This window comes from Mycobacterium sp. E3247, from assembly GCF_001667785.1.
In the GTDB taxonomy this organism is placed as follows: Bacteria; Actinomycetota; Actinomycetes; order Mycobacteriales; family Mycobacteriaceae; genus Mycobacterium.
Genome location: NZ_LZJG01000509.1, coordinates 1 through 16,527 on the forward strand (window position 1 = coordinate 1; position 16,527 = coordinate 16,527).

Annotated in this window: 18 protein-coding genes and 1 pseudogene; 6 read left to right on the forward strand and 13 right to left on the reverse strand. The window is 71.0% G+C overall.

What is annotated here, in order from left to right; all coding sequences use genetic code 11:
- Together A9X04_RS25620 and A9X04_RS25625 are read right to left on the reverse strand one after the other, a co-directional pair.
- A pseudogene (locus A9X04_RS25620) lies at positions 1-574 on the reverse strand (hypothetical protein); the annotation flags it as partial.
- 157 nt (positions 575-731) lie between these two features.
- A complete protein-coding gene (locus A9X04_RS25625) occupies positions 732-1,955 on the reverse strand; it encodes a hypothetical protein (protein WP_067926853.1) in 1,224 nt (407 codons plus the stop codon).
- Positions 1,956-1,993: 38 nt separating this feature from the next.
- Between A9X04_RS25625 and A9X04_RS25630 the strand changes: the two genes are divergently transcribed.
- Together A9X04_RS25630 and A9X04_RS25635 are read left to right on the forward strand one after the other, a co-directional pair.
- On the forward strand, positions 1,994-2,614 hold the full coding sequence (locus A9X04_RS25630; protein ID WP_067926856.1) for a TetR/AcrR family transcriptional regulator: 621 nt from the start codon (positions 1,994-1,996) through the stop codon (positions 2,612-2,614).
- The gene (locus A9X04_RS25635; protein WP_067926858.1) at positions 2,601-3,101 is read left to right on the forward strand and encodes a nuclear transport factor 2 family protein; all 501 of its coding nucleotides are present in this window, start codon (positions 2,601-2,603) and stop codon (positions 3,099-3,101) included. Before A9X04_RS25630 ends, A9X04_RS25635 begins: the two co-directional genes overlap by 14 nt.
- Before the next feature lie 4 nt (positions 3,102-3,105).
- Here A9X04_RS25635 and A9X04_RS25640 read toward each other — a convergent pair whose 3' ends face one another.
- Positions 3,106-3,762, reverse strand: a complete 657-nt coding sequence (locus A9X04_RS25640; RefSeq protein ID WP_067926860.1) for a L,D-transpeptidase — start codon at positions 3,760-3,762, stop codon at positions 3,106-3,108.
- A 59-nt stretch (positions 3,763-3,821) separates the two neighbouring features.
- A complete protein-coding gene (locus tag A9X04_RS25645; RefSeq protein WP_067926863.1) occupies positions 3,822-4,499 on the reverse strand; it encodes a phosphatase PAP2 family protein in 678 nt (225 codons plus the stop codon).
- 81 nt (positions 4,500-4,580) lie between these two features.
- On the opposite strand from A9X04_RS25645, the gene A9X04_RS25650 reads away from it, so the two are divergent.
- Positions 4,581-5,063, forward strand: coding sequence for a hypothetical protein (locus A9X04_RS25650; RefSeq protein ID WP_067926866.1), 483 nt, complete (start codon positions 4,581-4,583; stop codon positions 5,061-5,063).
- Here the strand turns inward: A9X04_RS25650 and A9X04_RS25655 are convergent.
- Positions 5,047-5,331: a hypothetical protein gene (locus tag A9X04_RS25655; RefSeq protein ID WP_067926868.1), complete on the reverse strand. Its 285-nt coding sequence runs from the start codon at positions 5,329-5,331 to the stop codon at positions 5,047-5,049. The genes A9X04_RS25650 and A9X04_RS25655 overlap by 17 nt on opposite strands.
- A gap of 73 nt (positions 5,332-5,404) precedes the next feature.
- On the opposite strand from A9X04_RS25655, the gene bluB reads away from it, so the two are divergent.
- Both bluB and A9X04_RS25665 read left to right on the forward strand, forming a co-directional pair.
- Entirely contained in the window at positions 5,405-6,082 is a 678-nt protein-coding gene (bluB, locus tag A9X04_RS25660; RefSeq protein WP_067926871.1) for a 5,6-dimethylbenzimidazole synthase, read from the forward strand.
- Positions 6,083-6,121: 39 nt separating this feature from the next.
- Positions 6,122-7,525, forward strand: coding sequence for a sulfatase (locus tag A9X04_RS25665; protein ID WP_067926874.1), 1,404 nt, complete (start codon positions 6,122-6,124; stop codon positions 7,523-7,525).
- Here the strand turns inward: A9X04_RS25665 and A9X04_RS25670 are convergent.
- Positions 7,522-8,307, reverse strand: coding sequence for a trans-aconitate 2-methyltransferase (locus tag A9X04_RS25670; RefSeq protein WP_067926877.1), 786 nt, complete (start codon positions 8,305-8,307; stop codon positions 7,522-7,524). The genes A9X04_RS25665 and A9X04_RS25670 overlap by 4 nt on opposite strands.
- A gap of 83 nt (positions 8,308-8,390) precedes the next feature.
- Between A9X04_RS25670 and A9X04_RS25675 the strand changes: the two genes are divergently transcribed.
- Complete coding sequence (locus tag A9X04_RS25675) at positions 8,391-9,623, forward strand: alpha/beta hydrolase (protein ID WP_067926879.1); 1,233 nt, start codon at positions 8,391-8,393, stop codon at positions 9,621-9,623.
- Here A9X04_RS25675 and eccE read toward each other — a convergent pair.
- The 7 genes from eccE to A9X04_RS25710 form a co-directional block, all read right to left on the reverse strand.
- On the reverse strand, positions 9,613-10,596 hold the full coding sequence (gene eccE, locus A9X04_RS25680) for a type VII secretion protein EccE (RefSeq protein ID WP_067926884.1): 984 nt from the start codon (positions 10,594-10,596) through the stop codon (positions 9,613-9,615). The genes A9X04_RS25675 and eccE overlap by 11 nt on opposite strands.
- Positions 10,593-11,981 (reverse strand): type VII secretion-associated serine protease mycosin, encoded by a 1,389-nt coding sequence (gene mycP / locus A9X04_RS25685; protein WP_067926889.1) that lies wholly within the window; start codon positions 11,979-11,981, stop codon positions 10,593-10,595. Before mycP ends, eccE begins: the two co-directional genes overlap by 4 nt.
- Positions 11,978-13,396 (reverse strand): type VII secretion integral membrane protein EccD, encoded by a 1,419-nt coding sequence (gene eccD / locus A9X04_RS25690; protein ID WP_156764537.1) that lies wholly within the window; start codon positions 13,394-13,396, stop codon positions 11,978-11,980. Before eccD ends, mycP begins: the two co-directional genes overlap by 4 nt.
- A 68-nt stretch (positions 13,397-13,464) precedes the next feature.
- Positions 13,465-14,334: an ESX secretion-associated protein EspG gene (locus A9X04_RS25695; RefSeq protein WP_067926891.1), complete on the reverse strand. Its 870-nt coding sequence runs from the start codon at positions 14,332-14,334 to the stop codon at positions 13,465-13,467.
- Between the two features lie 10 nt (positions 14,335-14,344).
- Positions 14,345-14,635 (reverse strand): WXG100 family type VII secretion target, encoded by a 291-nt coding sequence (locus tag A9X04_RS25700; RefSeq protein ID WP_007172528.1) that lies wholly within the window; start codon positions 14,633-14,635, stop codon positions 14,345-14,347.
- Positions 14,636-14,676: 41 nt separating this feature from the next.
- Positions 14,677-14,970, reverse strand: a complete 294-nt coding sequence (esxG, locus tag A9X04_RS25705) for a type VII secretion system protein EsxG (RefSeq protein WP_067926893.1) — start codon at positions 14,968-14,970, stop codon at positions 14,677-14,679.
- Between the two features lie 63 nt (positions 14,971-15,033).
- Positions 15,034-16,524 (reverse strand): PPE family protein, encoded by a 1,491-nt coding sequence (locus A9X04_RS25710; RefSeq protein WP_067926895.1) that lies wholly within the window; start codon positions 16,522-16,524, stop codon positions 15,034-15,036.
- Between the last annotated feature and the right edge of the window lie 3 nt (positions 16,525-16,527).

Consider the following 16,527-nt stretch of genomic DNA (forward strand, 5'->3'; position numbering starts at 1 on the left):
CGTAACGCATTGTCGCGCTAACGAGTTCGAAATCACCCGCGACATTCACCAGCGTGGCCGACGTGCCCCCGCCGCCGAAGTCGAGCAGCCCCACCACGCCGTCGTCGGGCAAACCGAGCTCGGCCTTCACCGCGGCCAATGACGCGATCGCGTCCGAGATCAACCGGGGCGCCATGCCGCTGCGAACGAACCCCAGATGGGTCCGCAACCCGTCGCGCAAAGCCTGCACCGTCACCGGTTTCCAGTACGCGGGAACCGCGATGGAGATGTCGGAGGAGGACGCGTCCGCGCCGGCGGCACGCACCATCGCGTCGAGGGCCTCCACCGTGAGCAGTTCGGGGTCGTGCGCGGAACCGTCGGCGGACACCAGCGCCACCGAGTCACCGATGCGCTCTACGAATCCCCTCATCATCACGCCGGGCTCGGCGAGGTATGGATTGCCTTCGGGCAGGCCGACTTTCGGCGCGCAGTGCGGATAAAGAGTCAGCACCGAACGCCGGATAACCGGCGGACTTTCGTTGCGCGCAGCGACCAGGTTCGTGGTCCCGATCGACAACCCGAGTGGGTCGTACATAGAGCGAAAACCTTCGTCTATAGGGGTCGGTGGCCAGCGTTAACCATAGCCGTGGACACGCCGAAATCCGATGGCTTGCAACATCATCGGTACCCGGTCGATGCCACCTCGTCACCGAAGTGGTACCGCCGGCCCCTTGACAAATCCGCGCGGGTGCCTACACCACAGTCAACGGGAGCGATCGCCTCGGCTCGAATTGGAATGTCGCTCCACCACTGACCTTCGTTACCGACACCTCGGGCAGCTCGGCCGCCGCGGTGTCGGTCTGCACCAGTTCCGCGGTCCAGTCGGCGTCGGTGCCGCTGACCCTGACCTCGATGCGCGGGTCGACGGCGCTGGCGATCGCCTGCAGCGGTTGGGTGGATTCGGGTGAGCACAGCGCGATCCAGGCGCCGTCGTCGTGGGCCGGAGAGCGGTGCACGACGAGCCGGTCGGCGGTTTCCGCGCGGACATAGCCCGCGGGATTGAGCAAGGGGTGCAACTCGAGCACCTCCAGCACCCCTTGGACACCGCCCGGCAGCCCCAGCGCGCGGTGAATGCGCTCGGCGGCCACGCCGGCGATGCCGGTGAGGCCCTGGGTGCACACCGACACGGCCTGCGCCTCGTCGGCGGCGCGTGCGCGCACCGCGATCGCGAACGACAGGGAGAGCAGGTGCATCTGCAGGCAGACCTCGTCGGCCATCCGGACCAGTGCCGAGTGCGAGAAACCGGCGAAGTCGAAGTCGGACAGCAACGGGCCGGAGTAGTCCGCCTTGCCCTCGTCCGAGCGGTCGATCGCGTCGAGTTCCCAAGTGGCGGCCCTGGTTTGGCGCACTACGTCCAGCGCGGGGATGCTCTGGGCCTCGGGATAGGACTCGTCGATGATGACCGTCCACGCGCAATGCGGGTGCCGATCCTTCGGCGTCCGCGGCGGCCGGTGGATGGGCCTCACCTGGGCGCGCGGGTTGGTCGCCACCGCGGTGGCGTCGAAGGTGGGGTCCTCGATGGTGTGGCACATCCCGAAGACGTACTTGTCCCCCATCGGTTCCACGTCGAGCAGCGCCCCGCAGTGGTCGAGCTGGAATTCGCCGTGCCAGCGGTCGTGGACGGTGTAGCGGAAATCCATGAATTGCGGTGGGGCGCCGATGTCGAGCTGCAGCCCCTTGAAGATGGTCGGCACGTCGTCGCCGGTGAAGTTGAGCGCTTCCTGCATGCGCCGGGTGTAGATGGGGCTGGCGCCCGCCCACTCCTCGATGGCGATCTGCACCATCTCGTCGCGGCCGAACGCGCTGATGCACCACGCCATGCCGGAGCGGTCGATCAGCTGCCCGATCAGGAGCAGTTCGGGAACCAGGACGGCCAGCTGCTCGCGGGTCAACCGCGCATATCGGGATCGGCTCACGGCCCAAAAATAGACTCGACTATGTTATAAAGTCAACGATGTCCATCGCTGCAGGTCAGAAGGCATGGCGCTCGGGGAGCCCCACCCGGCGCACCAGTTCGCCGCGCAAGCGCGGCGACGACACGCGCGCGAGGATCATCGACGAGACGGTCCGCTGCATCACCGAGGAAGGCTTCGCCGCGGCCACCGCCAAGCATGTGGCCGAACGCGCGGGCGTGACCTGGGGGGTCATCCAGTATCACTTCGGCGATCGCAACGGCCTGCTGATGGCGGTGGTCGACGACGGGGTGGACCGGCTGATCGAGAGCCTGTCGTCGGCCGACGTCAGTGAACTGCCCCTGCGCGAGCGGATCGAGGTGGTCGTCGACACCGCGTGGGGCTGCTACAGCAGTCCGACGTCGATGGCGGCGTTCGAGATCCTGCGGGCCACCCGCGGCGGACCGGGCGAATCGCCGCGGCGGCATCTGCTGGAGATGAATGCCGCGATCGGCCAGCTGGGCCGGCTGATCACCGATGATCCGGCGAATGCCGGTGTGGCCGAAGTCATCTGGGCCACGCTGCGGGGTGTGGTGCTGGCGCAGATGGTCACCGGTACCGCGATCGACTGGAGCCTGGAACGACGCGCTCTGATCGACATGGTCACCCGTGTGCTGCAATGACCTGATGACCCCTCACGATCTCGCCGACATCGAAGCCATCAAGCAGGTCAAGTACCGGTACCTGCGCGCGCTGGACACCAAACACTGGGACGACTTCGCGGACACGCTCGCCGAGGACATCAAGGCCGACTACGGGCCGTCGCTCGGCAACGAGTTGCACTTCACCAACCGCGACGACCTGGTGGAGTACATGCGGACCTCGCTGCCCGCGAACGTCATCACCGAGCACCGGGTGACCCATCCCGACATCACCGTGACCGGCGACACCGCAACGGGCAGTTGGTATCTGCAGGACCGGGTGATCGTCGCCGACCTCAACTTCATGCTGATCGGTGCGGCGTTCTACCGCGACACCTACCGGCGCACCGACGCCGGCTGGAAGATCGCCCAGACCGGCTACGACAGGACCTACGACGCCACAATGTCGTTGGAAGGCATGAACTTTCAGGTCAAGCCCGGCCGGGCCCTGGCCACCGAGGGCAGCTGACCCGCTACTTGGTGATGGCGATCACCGCGCCGGGCTGCAGCCATTTCATGATCGACACCAGCTGAGCGTCGTCGACCGCGACGCATCCCTCGGTGGGCTTCCCGTCGGTGGTGTGGAAGAAGAACGCCGCGCCGCCGCCGGGGGTCTTGTTCTTGTTGACGCCCATCACGACCGCGTGTTTGTACTGCGGGATCTGCAGGTTCTCGCTCTCGGCGGTGTTGAACGGGCACTGCGCCTTCTGGCACACCTGCATGGAGTTGAAGGTCGGGCTGTGGTCGTCACCGCTCCACCAGTGATTGGGCCCCACCTGCGTATACGGCAGCGCCGTACCGGGATTGGGTGCGGTGCCGAACGCGGAATCCAGGGTGTAGACCCCCATCGGGGTGGCCGGCACCCCGCTCTTGGCCTGCGGCGCCATGCCCGCCGAACCGACGTGGGTGGGAACGCCGGTCCGCAGCGCCTGCCAACCGGCGGCCGTGCGCTGATAGATGTCCATCGTCGCGTTGGACCCGCCGGTGCTCATCACCGAGACCACCTGCGTCGCATTGCCGACGGCGTTGGCGAACCAGGGGGCGCCGGCCGCCGCGGCGAGCGGCGCCAGGGCCAGCGACGCGAAAAGTGCGCACGCCGAAGCGGTCAGCGAGGCGAGCAGTCGGCGCATGACCTCAATCGTCAAACCCGCGCAGCGCCAGGTCAAGTAAAGGTTCGGCCCCGGTTAGGTCACCGGACCGTGATCAAATCACCGGCGTCGCAGGCATTTCGGGAGACCGGCGCGCCCGCGGGCCGAATCACCGTGAAACACAACAGGAAATACAGGAAGCCCAGCGACCAGCCGGCCAGCACGTCGGACGGGTAGTGCACGTTCAGCGCCACCCGGGAGATCCCCGCGGCCAGCACGCTCACCGCGACCGTCGCGACCGCGACGCCGCGCAGCACCCGGCTCATCGCCGGCAAAGCCAGGGACAGCGCGGCGCACAGCGCGGCCGTCACCTCCAGCGCGTGCCCGGACGGGAAGGAGGTCTCGGCCGCGGCCACCAGCATGGTCGGCGGTCGCGGCCGGTCCGCCAGGGCCTTCGCCAGCACCGTCGCGAGCCCGCTCAGCGGCGCACAGGCCAACAGCAGCAGCGCCGCCCGCACCCGGCGCATGATCAGGGCGGCCGCCGCCGCCACCGTGCCCAGCACGCGCAGCGGCACCGGCCCCAGCGCGAAGGAGACGTCCGCCCAGAATCGCACCCAGAACGGGTGTTTGACCGCGCTGTCCCGCGCGGCGTCCAGCAGCGACCAGTCCATGCGCTGTTGCCAGTGCCAGTCCTGCGAGTAACCCACCCACATCAGCGCGTAGCTCACCGCGGCGGCCAGGGCGATGCACAGGGCCGGCAAAGTCCGCCATCGGGTCATAGCCCACCGATACCAGGCGCGCCGCGGCGGACCCCGGGCGGCCCGACCAGCGCATCAGCCGGCCGGGTCCATACTGGCGTCATGCCCGTATTCGTCCGTAGGTTGTTAGGCATCGGCAAGCTGCCCGACGACGTGTATGCGCAGGTCGAGGCGGAGGGCCTGATCTACCTGGCCGACTACGTCGCGGTGACCCGGCGGTTCAGCGGCGCCATCCCCGGGGTGCGATTGCCGCACAGCGTCGCCAGCTACACGGGTTCGCTGGTGTTCACCTCCGAGCGGGTGCTCGCCACCCTGTCGATGTTGCCGCGGCTGGCGGGCCCGACCGTCGACGTCCGCTGGGACGCGCCCCAGACCGGCTCGGCGCAGGTGGAGATATCGGCGACCGGTGTGCAGGTGAAGGTCGACGTCTCCCGGGTGGACCCGAAGTTCAGCGGCGAACTTTCGCTGCACTACAAGGTCGCCATTCCGGGCGATGTCCTCGGCGCCCTGCCGCGGCGGTCGCTGGCCTTCGACATGCCGCCCGACTACGTTTTCCGCGCGGTCGGCGTCACCTATAGTCCGTGATCGTCATCCGCGGCCAGGGCGGCTGCCTCAGCACCGCCAGGCTGCCGATCACCGCGGCCAGCAGGCCGGTGATCACGCCGATCAGCGCGATCCGATTCGCGTCGACGGCAGGCTCCCAGGACGCCCGGCCGTTGTGGATGACGAAGACACCGAGCGGTTTGGCGACGGGGATCACGGTGGTGCCGTCCGGTGTCTGATAGGGCTCGCCGTACACCCGGCCGGCCGTGCGGTCGGTGGGTAGCTGGTCGAGTGAGTCGAAAGGCTTCACGGAACACTCCCTCCTCGGGTGTTCGCCGGATCCGTGCCGCGGACACGGTTCACGCTAACGCGGATTTCCTACGATGACTCCCGTGAGCGACGAGGCCTTCAGCCCGCAGGAGCGGCGGGCCGTCTACCGGGTGATCGCGGAACGGCGGGACATGCGCCGCTTCGTGCCCGGCGGCGTGGTGGGCGAGGAGGTGCTGGCCCGCCTGCTGCAGGCCGCCCATGCGGCGCCGAGCGTTGGGCTGATGCAGCCGTGGCGGTTCATCCGCGTCACCGATGACGCGCTGCGCCGGCGCATCCACGCGCTGGTCGACGAAGAGCGGCCGCTCACCGCGGCCGCCCTGGGTGAGCGGGGCGAGGAGTTTCTCGCGCTCAAAGTCGAAGGCATCCTCGAGTGCGCCGAGTTGCTGGTGGTGGCGCTGGGCGACGACCGGGAAAAGCACGTGTTCGGCCGGCGGACGCTGCCGCGGATGGATCTCGCGTCGGTCTCGTGCGCGATCCAGAATCTGTGGCTGGCGGCGCGCGCGGAAGGGCTTGGCATGGGCTGGGTCTCGCTGTTCGAGCCGCACCGGTTGGCGGCCCTGCTCGACATGCCGGCCGGGGCCGAGCCGGTGGCCATCCTGTGCCTGGGCCCGGTACCCGAATTCCCCGATCGGCCGGCGCTGGAGCTGGACGGCTGGGCCGTCGCGCGCCCGTTGTCGGAGTTCGTCTGCGAGAACCGCTGGGGTCGGCGCCCCCACGATCCCCCGAAGTAGCTGCGGTATCGTCGCCGGTCGCGGGGCGAGTTGGAGAGGGTGACGCAATTGGGGCCGGGCGAAGCAGCGGGCCGCAAGGACAACGTGCTGATCGTGCACTGGCACGACCTGGGGCGTTATCTCGGTGTCTACGGCCACCCGGACGTGTCCAGTCCCCGGCTGGACCGCCTTGCCGCCGAGGGCATCCTGTTCACCCGGGCGCACGCCACCGCGCCGCTGTGCTCGCCGTCGCGCGGATCGCTGTTCACCGGCCGCTACCCGCAGACCAACGGCCTGATCGGGCTGGCGCACCACGGCTGGGAATACCGCAGCGGGGTGCGCACCCTGCCGGAGATCTTGACCGATGCGGGTTGGTATTCAGCGCTTTTCGGCATGCAGCACGAGACGTCGTACCCGCAGCGGCTGGGCTTCGACGAGTTCGACGTGTCGAACTCGTACTGCGAGTACGTGGTCGACAAGGCCTCGGAGTGGCTGCGGGACGGCATCGAGGATCTGGCCGGCCAGCCGTTCCTGTTGACCGCCGGGTTCTTCGAGACGCACCGGCCGTACCCGAGGGAGCGCTACGAGCCGGCGGACACCGCGGTGGTCGAGCCGCCCGGCTACCTGCCCGACACCCCCGAGGTCCGGGGCGATCTTGCCGGCTTCTACGGGGCGATCGCCACGGCCGATGCCGCCGTCGGGCGGCTGCTGGACACGCTGGCCGAAACCGGGCTGGACGCCACCACCTGGGTGGTGTTCTTCACCGACCACGGCCCGGCCTTCCCGCGGGCCAAGTCCACCCTCTACGACGCGGGCACCGGCATCGGCATGATCATCCGGCCCCCCGCCGGGCGGGCCCTCACCCCGCGGGTCTACGACGAGCTGTTCAGCGGCGTGGACCTGCTTCCGACGCTGCTGGAACTGCTGGGTCTCGGCGTTCCCCCCGACGTCGACGGGTTGTCGCACGGCAGCGCCCTCCTGGAGCCGGACCCGCACGCGCTTCCGGTCAGGGACCACGTGTACACGGCGAAGACCTATCACGACGCGTTCGATCCCATCCGGGCCGTTCGCACCAAGGAATTCAGCTACATCGAGAACTACGCGGCCCGGCCGCTGCTCGACCTCCCGCTGGACATCGAGGAGAGCCCGTCCGGCCACGCCGTGGCGCCGTCGATCACCGGCCCGCGCCCGCAGCGCGAGCTCTACGATCTGCGCGCCGACCCCGCCGAGACCACCAACCTGCTGGCCGGCGACGACGCGGCCGCCCAGGAGGTCGCCGCTGATCTGGCTGTGCGACTCCACGATTGGCGGCAGCGGACGAACGACGTCATCCCGTCGGAATTCGCCGGCACCCGCATCGCGGCGCGCTACACCGAGACGTATCTGCAGATCCACCGGGTGCGCCCGACCGCCCGGTCGGCGATCGCCGCGGACCGCGGCATCGAGGAGCAAGCGAGCGGTTAGCCGGCCGAGCGCCGGGAACCGCCCACTTCGGCGACGATGAACACCCGGCGGAACGGGAAGATCGTCGTCCCGTCGGCGCGGGGCGGGTAGGCGTCGTCCAGCAGCGGGATGAGCTCCGCGCGGAACCGCTCCCAGTCTTCGGCGCTCAACCGCTCGCGCACCGGGACCAGCGCCGTCCCGGTGATCCATTCCAGCACCGGGTTGTCACCGGTCAGCTGGTGCAGGTAGGTGGTCTCCCAGACGTCGACCCGGCATCCGGCGTCCAGCAGCATGTTGGCGTACTGGATCGGCGGCTGCACCACTGCGCCGACCCGGAATGGTATGTCCCGCATGACTTTTGCGTAGGGCTCCCGGCGCGCCAGCGTCCGCACCGTGGCGTGCGACGGCGTCTCGAAGTTGCCGGGTATCTGAACGGCGATCCACGATCCGGGCGCCAGTTCGTCGGCCCAGCGGAGCAGCAGGTCGGCGTGCTCGGGCACCCAGTGCAGGGCGGCGTTGCTGACCACGACGTCGGTGTCGGGCTTGGGCTTCCAGTGCCGCAGGTCGCCGACGACGGCGTCGATGCCGCGTTCCTTGGCGGCGGCGACCATTTCGGGCGAGGTGTCGATGGCCTCGATCACCGCCTCCGGCCAGCGCCGGGACAGGTACTTGGTCAGGTGGCCGGGCCCGCAGCCGAGGTCGACGACCCGCCGGGCCCGCTCGGCCCCCACCCGGGACAGCAGGTCATAGAACGGCCGGCTGCGGTGGTCCGCAAAGGCCAGGTAGACATCGGGATCCCACATGTCGGTCCTCCTGATCGATGCGCCGTCGCCAATCGGCGGAACAGACCAACCGTATTACCGCATCCCGGCTAGCATCGGCGTTCGTGGCGCCCGACACCTCGATTGATCCGCCCATCCCCGTTCCCGACATCCCCGGTGCCTTCAAGGGTGCCTTCCAGGGTGCCTTCCAGGGCGCAGACGTACCGATCGACGTCGGCGGATTACCCCCGAACTCCGCGTTGTCCCCCCGCCAGCGCATGGTAGTCGAGGGCTCGGCCGTCGGCGACCTCGCGCTGCGCACCTGGGTCTCCTCGCTGCTCACCGCGACGGTGGCGCCGGCCGTGGTCGCCGCCTCCCTGCGGCACCGGAGCGCCCGCGCCGAGCGCGCCAACCTGAGCTTCTACGCCGAGCTGGGCGCGCAGCGCGATCCGGTCAAGTCATTTCCGGCGCCCACCGAGCCGCCGCGCGTCTGCTCGCGGCGCGCCAGCCCGCTGACCGAGTGGGCCGCCGGCGGCACGGTGGAAAACATCGCGTTCGAAAGCGGCTTCACCGCCGTCAACCCCGCGATGCGCGAACAGTGGAGCGCGTGGAAGTCCAACAATGTCGTGCGCGCGCAGCACTGGCGCCACGCTGACGGGCCCCGTCCGACGCTGTGCGTCATCCACGGCTTCATGGGGGCGTCGTACCTGGCCAACGGGCGGTTCTTCACGCTGCCCTGGTATTACCGGTCCGGCTACGACGTCCTGATGTACACCTTGCCGTTTCACGGCAAGCGCGCCGAAAGGTGCTCACCGTTCAGCGGTTTCGGCTATTTCGCCGGCGGGCTGAGCGGCTTCGCCGAGGCGATGGCTCAGGCGGTGCACGACTTCCGGTCCGTCGTCGACTACCTGCGCGGCACCGGGGTCGACCGCATCGCGCTGACCGGCATATCGCTGGGCGGCTACACCTCGGCGCTGGTGGCCTCGGTGGACGACCGGCTGGAGGCCGTCATCCCGAACTGTCCCGTCGTCATCCCGGCGACGTTGTTCGACGAATGGTTCCCGGCCAACACGCTCGTGCGGCTGGGGTTGCGCCTGTCGCAAATCAGCCGCGCGGAGCTGTCGGACGGGCTGTCCTACCACTGCCCGCTGAACTATCAGCCGCTGCTGGACAAGGACCGCCGGATGATCATCACCGGGCTCGGCGATCGCATGGCGCCGCCGGACCATGCCGTCAAGCTGTGGGAGCACTGGGATCGTTGTGCGCTGCACTGGTTTCCGGGCAGCCACGTGCTGCATGTGAGCCAGCTGGACTACCTGCGCCGGATGACCGCTTTCCTGCAGACCGTCATGTTCTAGCGGTCTCGGCGACCGCCGCCGCGGCCGTCACCGCGGGCCAGTCCAGCTCCGCGAGCAAGCCCGCCGGCGCGTCGGTGTGCCCGTCGAGTCGCCGCGTGGACAGCAGGTCCAGCGCGTCGAGAGCCGGCCGGTGGTTGCCGCGCTGCGGGGTCAGGCCGGCCGGCGGCGCGGTCCGCCCGGGCGGGGTGTCGGTGAGGAATGCGCACGCGGCCGCCACCGTGTTGCGGGTTGGATCGCCGGCGATCTCCAGCGCCGTGCACGTCTCGCGCGCCGGATGCGCGCGAATCGCCTCGAGGGTTTCCGCCAACCGTCCGTCCACCGGGACCTGGTATGCCGCAAGGTAATCCGATGCGCCGCGCTGCACCGCCGACCAGCTCTCGCGGGCGTTGGCGGTGAGCAGCCGCGGGACGTCGTCGGCCGCGACCGCGGTGACCTCCCACCCGAGTTCCCGCAGGTGGTCGGCCAGCCGGCGCGCGACCACCTGCGCGGTCTCGTGCAACGGGACGCGTGCGGAGCGGGCCCGCAGCGCGGCCAGGTTGTCGGTGGCCGAGATGGTGAGGCCGATCCACGTCTCGCGCCTGGACGCGTCGGATGCGTTGTCGCGGCTGGTGATCCGGATCTTGTCCGCGCGGATGCCGTAGCGGTCCAGGTAGCCGGCGAGCAGCGGCAGCGGCAGCGCGTCGGCGTCGCCGCTGGGCGCGCCGACCCGCAGCAGCGCGGTGGTCGCGGTGGCGGATTCGGGCGTGGCCGCGTCGCCGCGCGACATGATGGCCAGCCGGCGGCGCAGCAGCGTGGTGAAATACAAGCCGCGCCAGCAACCGAAGAGCACGACCACGACGGCCACGGCGATGCCGAGCAGCCAGTAGTCCCGCGGCGACCGCCAGGGGTAGGCCATCACCGCGGGGACGACCGCCAGCAGCGCCAGCGTGACGCGCCCCGGTCCGGGAGTGGGTATCGAGCGCTGCAGGCTCACGGGGTGGGGTCCTTTCGACGGCGGGTGGCGGCGATCGCGCCCGCGACCGCGACGAGCGCGGCCAGCGCGGCGGTTCCGGCCAGGGCGACGGTCCGTGGGGTGGTGTCCTGGGGCGCCGGGGGCGGCGGCACGGCGACCGGCTTGACCGCCGGGACGGCGGGCGGCTCGCCGGCGGGCAGTTGCCAGGTCAGGGCCGCCACCGGGTCCACGCTGCCGGCTCCGACGATGTTGGACGGCGCCCGCGCGCCACCCCGCGCGGTGGCGGTGATGCGGTGCACCACCTGGGTGGCGTTCAGGTCGGGGTACTTGCTGCGGACCAGCGCCGCGACGCCGGCCACGTAGCCGGCCGCATAGCTGGTGCCGCTGAGCGCAACCTGCTGCTGGTGTTCGTCGGGTAGCCCGTTGGCCAGGCCGCCGCCGTCGCCGTTGCCGATCGACGCGATGCGTTCGCCGGGGGCCGCGATGCCCACCCACGGGCCGGCCATGGTGAATCTCGACGGCTGGCCGTCCGGGGTCAGGGAACCCACCGACAGCACGTACGGCTGCCACACCGACGGGATGGACACCGAGGTGACGCCGCCCCAGTTGCGCGGATCGTCGGGTCGGCTCAGGTCGGTGAGCGGGTTGGACTCACAGGACGTCCCGCCGGCGACCGACCCGGTCGGGCCGGTGTTGCCGGCGGCGGCCACGATCACCGCGTCCTTGTCCACCGCGGCGTAGCGGATCGCGGCGCCCAGCGCCGCCTGGTCGACGGGCCGGTCGGCGGGCAGGCAGGTGAGCGTGGAGACGTCGATCACCCGGGCGCCCAGGTCGGCGGCGCGCACGATCGCGCGGCCCAGCGTCGTGACGTCCAGGGACGCCCGCGCCATCAGCGGGTCGCCGCCGGGCGTGCGCGGCGAGAACTTCGCCGACGTCGTCCTGATCGACACCACCCGGGCGGCGGGCGCCACCCCGGCAAAACCATCGTCCCCCGGCTGGCCGGCGATGAGCCCGGCGACCAGCGTGCCGTGGCCGTCGCAATCGGTCAGGCCGTCCGTCGCCTCGACGAAGTCGCCGCCCGGATCGACGTTCGGCAGCCGCGGCCCCGGCCGCACCCCGGTGTCCAGCACCGCCACCAGCTGGCCGTCACCACGCGAGAACTGCCATGCGCCAGGCAGATTCAGCGTTGCCTGGCTGGGCGTGACGGCCGCCGGGTCGCTGCCGGGGATGACCCCGGCGACGCTGCACGGGCCGCGCTGCTCCATCGGCTGCACCGGGCCCGGGGTCCCGCTGGGCGGTGGCACGCCCGGATCGACCTTCGGCGCCTCGATGGCCAGCGCCGAGGGGGACGTCCACAGCATGGCCGCCAATGCCGCTGTGAGACAGGCTGATCCGGATCGAATCATCGATTGAGTATCCAGGCGAAGATGCCGACGAGGTAGGCCATGACGGGGATGAGCGACGCGTCGAGGCCGGCCGCGACGAAGCCGGTCAGCCGGCGCACGGGAAGCGAATAGCTCTCCGGCTCGGCGATGCGCGGGTTGAGCGCCACCACGATCCACGCCGACGCCAGCGCGACGAGCACCAGCGCCGCAACCAGGGCCGCGGCGTAGCGTCCGGTCGCGGTGTAGAGCACCACCAGGACGCCCGCGGCCAGGTACGGCTGCCCGAGCAGCCACGCCTTGCACGCCGCCGAATCCCACACCCGGGCCCGCAGCACCGACGTCGCGGCCGTGGCGGCGACCACGTACCAACCCGCGCCGCCGAGCGTTTCGGGGCGCAGCGCGATCGCCACCGACCCCAGGACGCTGAGCAGCACTGCGGCGGCGATGAATCCGTTCTGATGGGCGTCGCCGATCCGCACCCGCCGCGGCAGATCCTCGAGCACCCGCAGCGAGGGGGCCGACGGCGTGGGGTCGCCGGGCGCCGGGATGACCGGCAACGGGAAGCGCGCCCACAGCGCCGACAGCTGGGCCGCCTCGACGGTGACCAGCAGGGCGGCGACGATCAGCCCGCAGCCGATGGCGAGCGGCCGCAGGTGCCAGAGCACCTCGGCGCCCGCGGCCAGCGCCACGCCCGCGCCCACCACCGCGGTCGCGGTGAAGACGCCGACGACGCGCTCGCGTTCGGCGCCGGGAACCATCAGGGCGATCAGCGACCACGCGGTGACGCCGGCCGCGGCGAGCATGATCTGAGCCGGCCCGAACCGTCCGGGCACCGCCAACGCCAGCGCGGCGCCGATGGGCACCAGCGCGGCGATCGAGCACGCGGTCCCGGTGCGCGGCGAGCGCGTGGCGACCAGCAGGCCGACGACGGCGGTCACCGCCGCGACCACGCTGACCGCGACCAGCCCGGCCAGCGCGCCGGTGGCGACGCGGTAGGCGACCGACAGCCCGGTGGCCAGCAACGCGACCGCGATCGCCGAGGCCAGCGCCCCCCGCCGGATATGCGTTGTGCCCCAGGGCTTCAGCCGGGAGGCCGAGAAGATCATGGCGGCGTCGGCGATGTCCTCGACGATGCCGGGGGCCGCCTGGCCGACGGGCACCGGCTGCAGGGCCAGCAGGTCGCCGTCCACGACGCCGACGGTGTCCAGGCTGGCGTCCAGGCTGAAGGGCGCCCCGCCGATCGGCGCCAGGCTCAGCTGGATGGCCGCACCGAGGTCGGCGGTTCCCCGGGCGGTGTCGTCGGGGTCGCCGTTGGACGCCGCCGGAATCACCAACCGCTGGACGGCGGGCAGGATTTCGCGCAGCGGCAGCTCGGCGGGCAACGCCATCTCCGTCAGCCTGCTGTCCGCGAGGATTGCCACGCGGACGATCGGCATGACGGCGCCGGACGTCACCGGTCCCTCGATTCCTGGAACATCGTTGCTCTCTTCTCTGTTGGGTGGGCCTAGGCGTGTTGGGGGGTGAAGTCTCGGGCCAACCGCTGGCCGGGGAACCAGCCGGACTCCGGCAGTAGCGCGGTCAGCTGTTCGATCGCGACGGCGATCGCGAAGGGCGTGCCGGGCGTGAAGGTCGAGACCCACTCGCCGTCGAAGGCGCGCGACGGGCTCACCAGCACCCGTCCGGCCGCCGCGTCGACGATGCTCATCCCCACCTCGGTGGTGGACTGCCGGCCGTCGCGGCGGCAGCCGGCGACGATTTCGACGTAGCTGCGCGGGCCGGTGAACACCGACTCCACCACCGGCCGCGCGGATTGCGGGATGCCCAGGTAGTCAACGATTTCGGTGAGCGAGGCGCCCGAACGCAGCCGCTCGTCGGCCCGGGCGCCGACCCGCGCCGGCATGCTGAACTCGTCGAATCGAGCCGGTGGTCGCTGTGCCAGACCGACGCCGAGGACGGGGACCAGCGCGCGCGGATCGTCGATGTCCATGGCGGTGAACGTGATCAGCTGCGCGCTGCGCAACGCCACGATCGTCTTCGCGGTGGCGGCGGAGCGCCGCGCCACGATGCCGCGCAGCAGCTCCCCGGCGCCGCCATCCTTGGCGGGGCCCACGTAACGCAGGTCGAGCCAGTGGTCCGGAAAGCACACCACCCTGATCCAGTCGGCGACCGCCGGGTTGACGGCTCCGCCCTCGGACACCAGACCCATCCGGGTCAGCTCGTCGCGCTGGCGCTCGAGGAACGCCCGTCGCTGGGCGGCGTCGGTGTAGGGCGAGGTGATCGCCAGAACCCATGGGAAGCTGCCCGCCCCAATGGTTTCCGCGATGAACCACGCGTGATCGACCGTCAGCTCGACGGCGTTGGGCTCAGCGATCATCGCACCGGGATTAGCCGCCCCACTTGGCGGCTTCGGCCTGGTCCCGCGCGAGCATGGACATGGTGTTGGCCTCGTGGGTGCTGGCCATCGCCTGGTAGGCGCGCACCAGACTCTCCATCGCCTGGTTCCACTGGGCCTGCCACGCCTGGTAGGTCATCCCGGTGTCGCCCTGCCAGGCGTTGGACAGCGTCGCCTGCTCGCTGGCGATGTCGGAACCGAGGCCCTGCAGCGTGCCGGCGTAGCCCGACATATCGGCGGCGTGGCTCAACATCGCCGGGTAGTTGTACATGATCTGGGACATGACAAGTCCTTTCGCGGTTGGTGGCGGCTAGCGGGGCGCGGTCAGAAGGCGGTGTAACCGGACGCGGCGGCCGCGTCGGCGGCGACGTAGGTGCCGGCGGCGTCGCCGAGGTTGGCCTGTGCGATGTCGAGCAGGGTGTTGACCCGCGCTGCGGCCTCGACGAAGCGGGCGTGCGCGGCCTGGAATGCGGCCGAGGCCTCACCCTGGTGGAACGCCTGCGCCGACATGGCTTCCTGCTCGGCCTGGCTGATGGTGCTGCGCATCAGCGCCGCCTTGGCGCCGAACGCCGACTGTGCGGCCACCAACTGTGGAATGTGAGCGTCCAACATGCTCATGGTGCGTCCTTTCTGTTCGGTCTCTTGGGGTTTCGCTGACTGCCGGGCATCGTGCTGACTGCCTTACCCCCCTTCCCTCGGCTCCGTCGGGACCGCGGGGTCTTGGTCGGCGTCGTGGTCCCAGGTGCCGGGCGTCATCGGCATCCTCGGGCCGCCGCCGAACTCGCCGTCGGTGAGCTTGGTCAGTCCGGCCGCCCGGAAGGCGTGCTCTTTGCGCGCGGTGCCGGCGAAGCCCAGGACCCCGGCCCCGGCCCCGGACGCGACCGCGCCGGCCGGCCGCTCCTCGTCGCCGTAGACGGGGGGAACGCCGAAATCGGCGTCCATGTCCGCGAATTCGTCGGCGTGGTCGCGCATCGCGGCCCGCTTGCGCCGCCGCGCCCGCGCCTCGGCCCGGCTGGCTGCCGCGGCGCCGGCCGCCGGGATCGTCGCCGCAGGCGCCTTGGCGCCGCCGCGGCCGCCCAGCGTCGGGCCGACACCGGTCTCCGGGTCACCGCCGTAGGCGACCAGGTAGGCCGAAGTGGTCGGCGCGGGCGCCGGCGCCGGCGCGGGGGCCGCTCCGGAACCCGCGGCGACCGAAGTGGCCGGGGTCGCCGCGGGAGTCGCGACGGTGGGCGCCAGCGCGCCCGCCGGCAGCAGCGACGCCGGCCTGGTCGAGGTGACGAGCGGCGTCGCCGCGGCCCCGGCCGCGACCGGCGCGATCTCGGCCGACGCGCTGAACAACGAGCTCAGGCCGATGCCGAGCAGCAGCGGAATGAGGAAGGGCGCGGTCAGGATCGCGCCCCAGGTCGGCCAGCCGACGGCGTTGAAGAACACCTGGTAGGCGACGAAGAACAGCAGCGGGCCGTTGGCGGCCAGCAGCGCGGGCAGGTTCGAGAAGAAGTTCTGCAGCATCTGCTGAATGTTCTGGAAGAAGTCCTGCAGGAACTTGGACAGCTGCTGGAAGAAGTCCGAGATCGCGTTCCCGGGATCGGACGGGCTCTGCGCGGCGTTGTTCACCTCAGCGCCCGGCCGCACGATGGAGGGCGCCGGGGCGCTGCGCGGCGCGGAGGCCAGCGCCGCACCCGAGGTGGCCTGGTAGGCGCCCATCACGGTGGCGGCCTGCAACCACATCCGCGCGTAGTCGGCCTCGTTGAGCGCGATCGGGATGGTGTTGATGCCAAAGAAGTTCGTCGCCACCAGCACCCCGTGTACGGCATGGTTGGCGGCCAGCTCCCCCAGCGTCGGCATGGCCGCCAGGGCGGCGGTGTAGGCCGCCGCCGCGACCTCGTGCTGCGCGGCCACGCCCGCGCTGTCGGCACTGGCCTGCTGCAGCCACGCCAGGTAGGGCCCGTGCGCGGCCGCATACTGCTCGGCGGTGGGCCCTTCCCAGGCAGCCGCCTGCGTCTCCCCCAGCACACCGGTGAGTTCGGCTGCCGCCGTGGCGTATTCGGCGCTCAGCGCGGACCACGCGCCGGCGGCCGCCAGCAGCGGCCCCGGTCCCGGACCGGCGCTGAGCAGCGTCGAATGCACCTCGGGCGGCGAGGCCATCCAGACGGGCGCGACGGGGGACGTCATTTC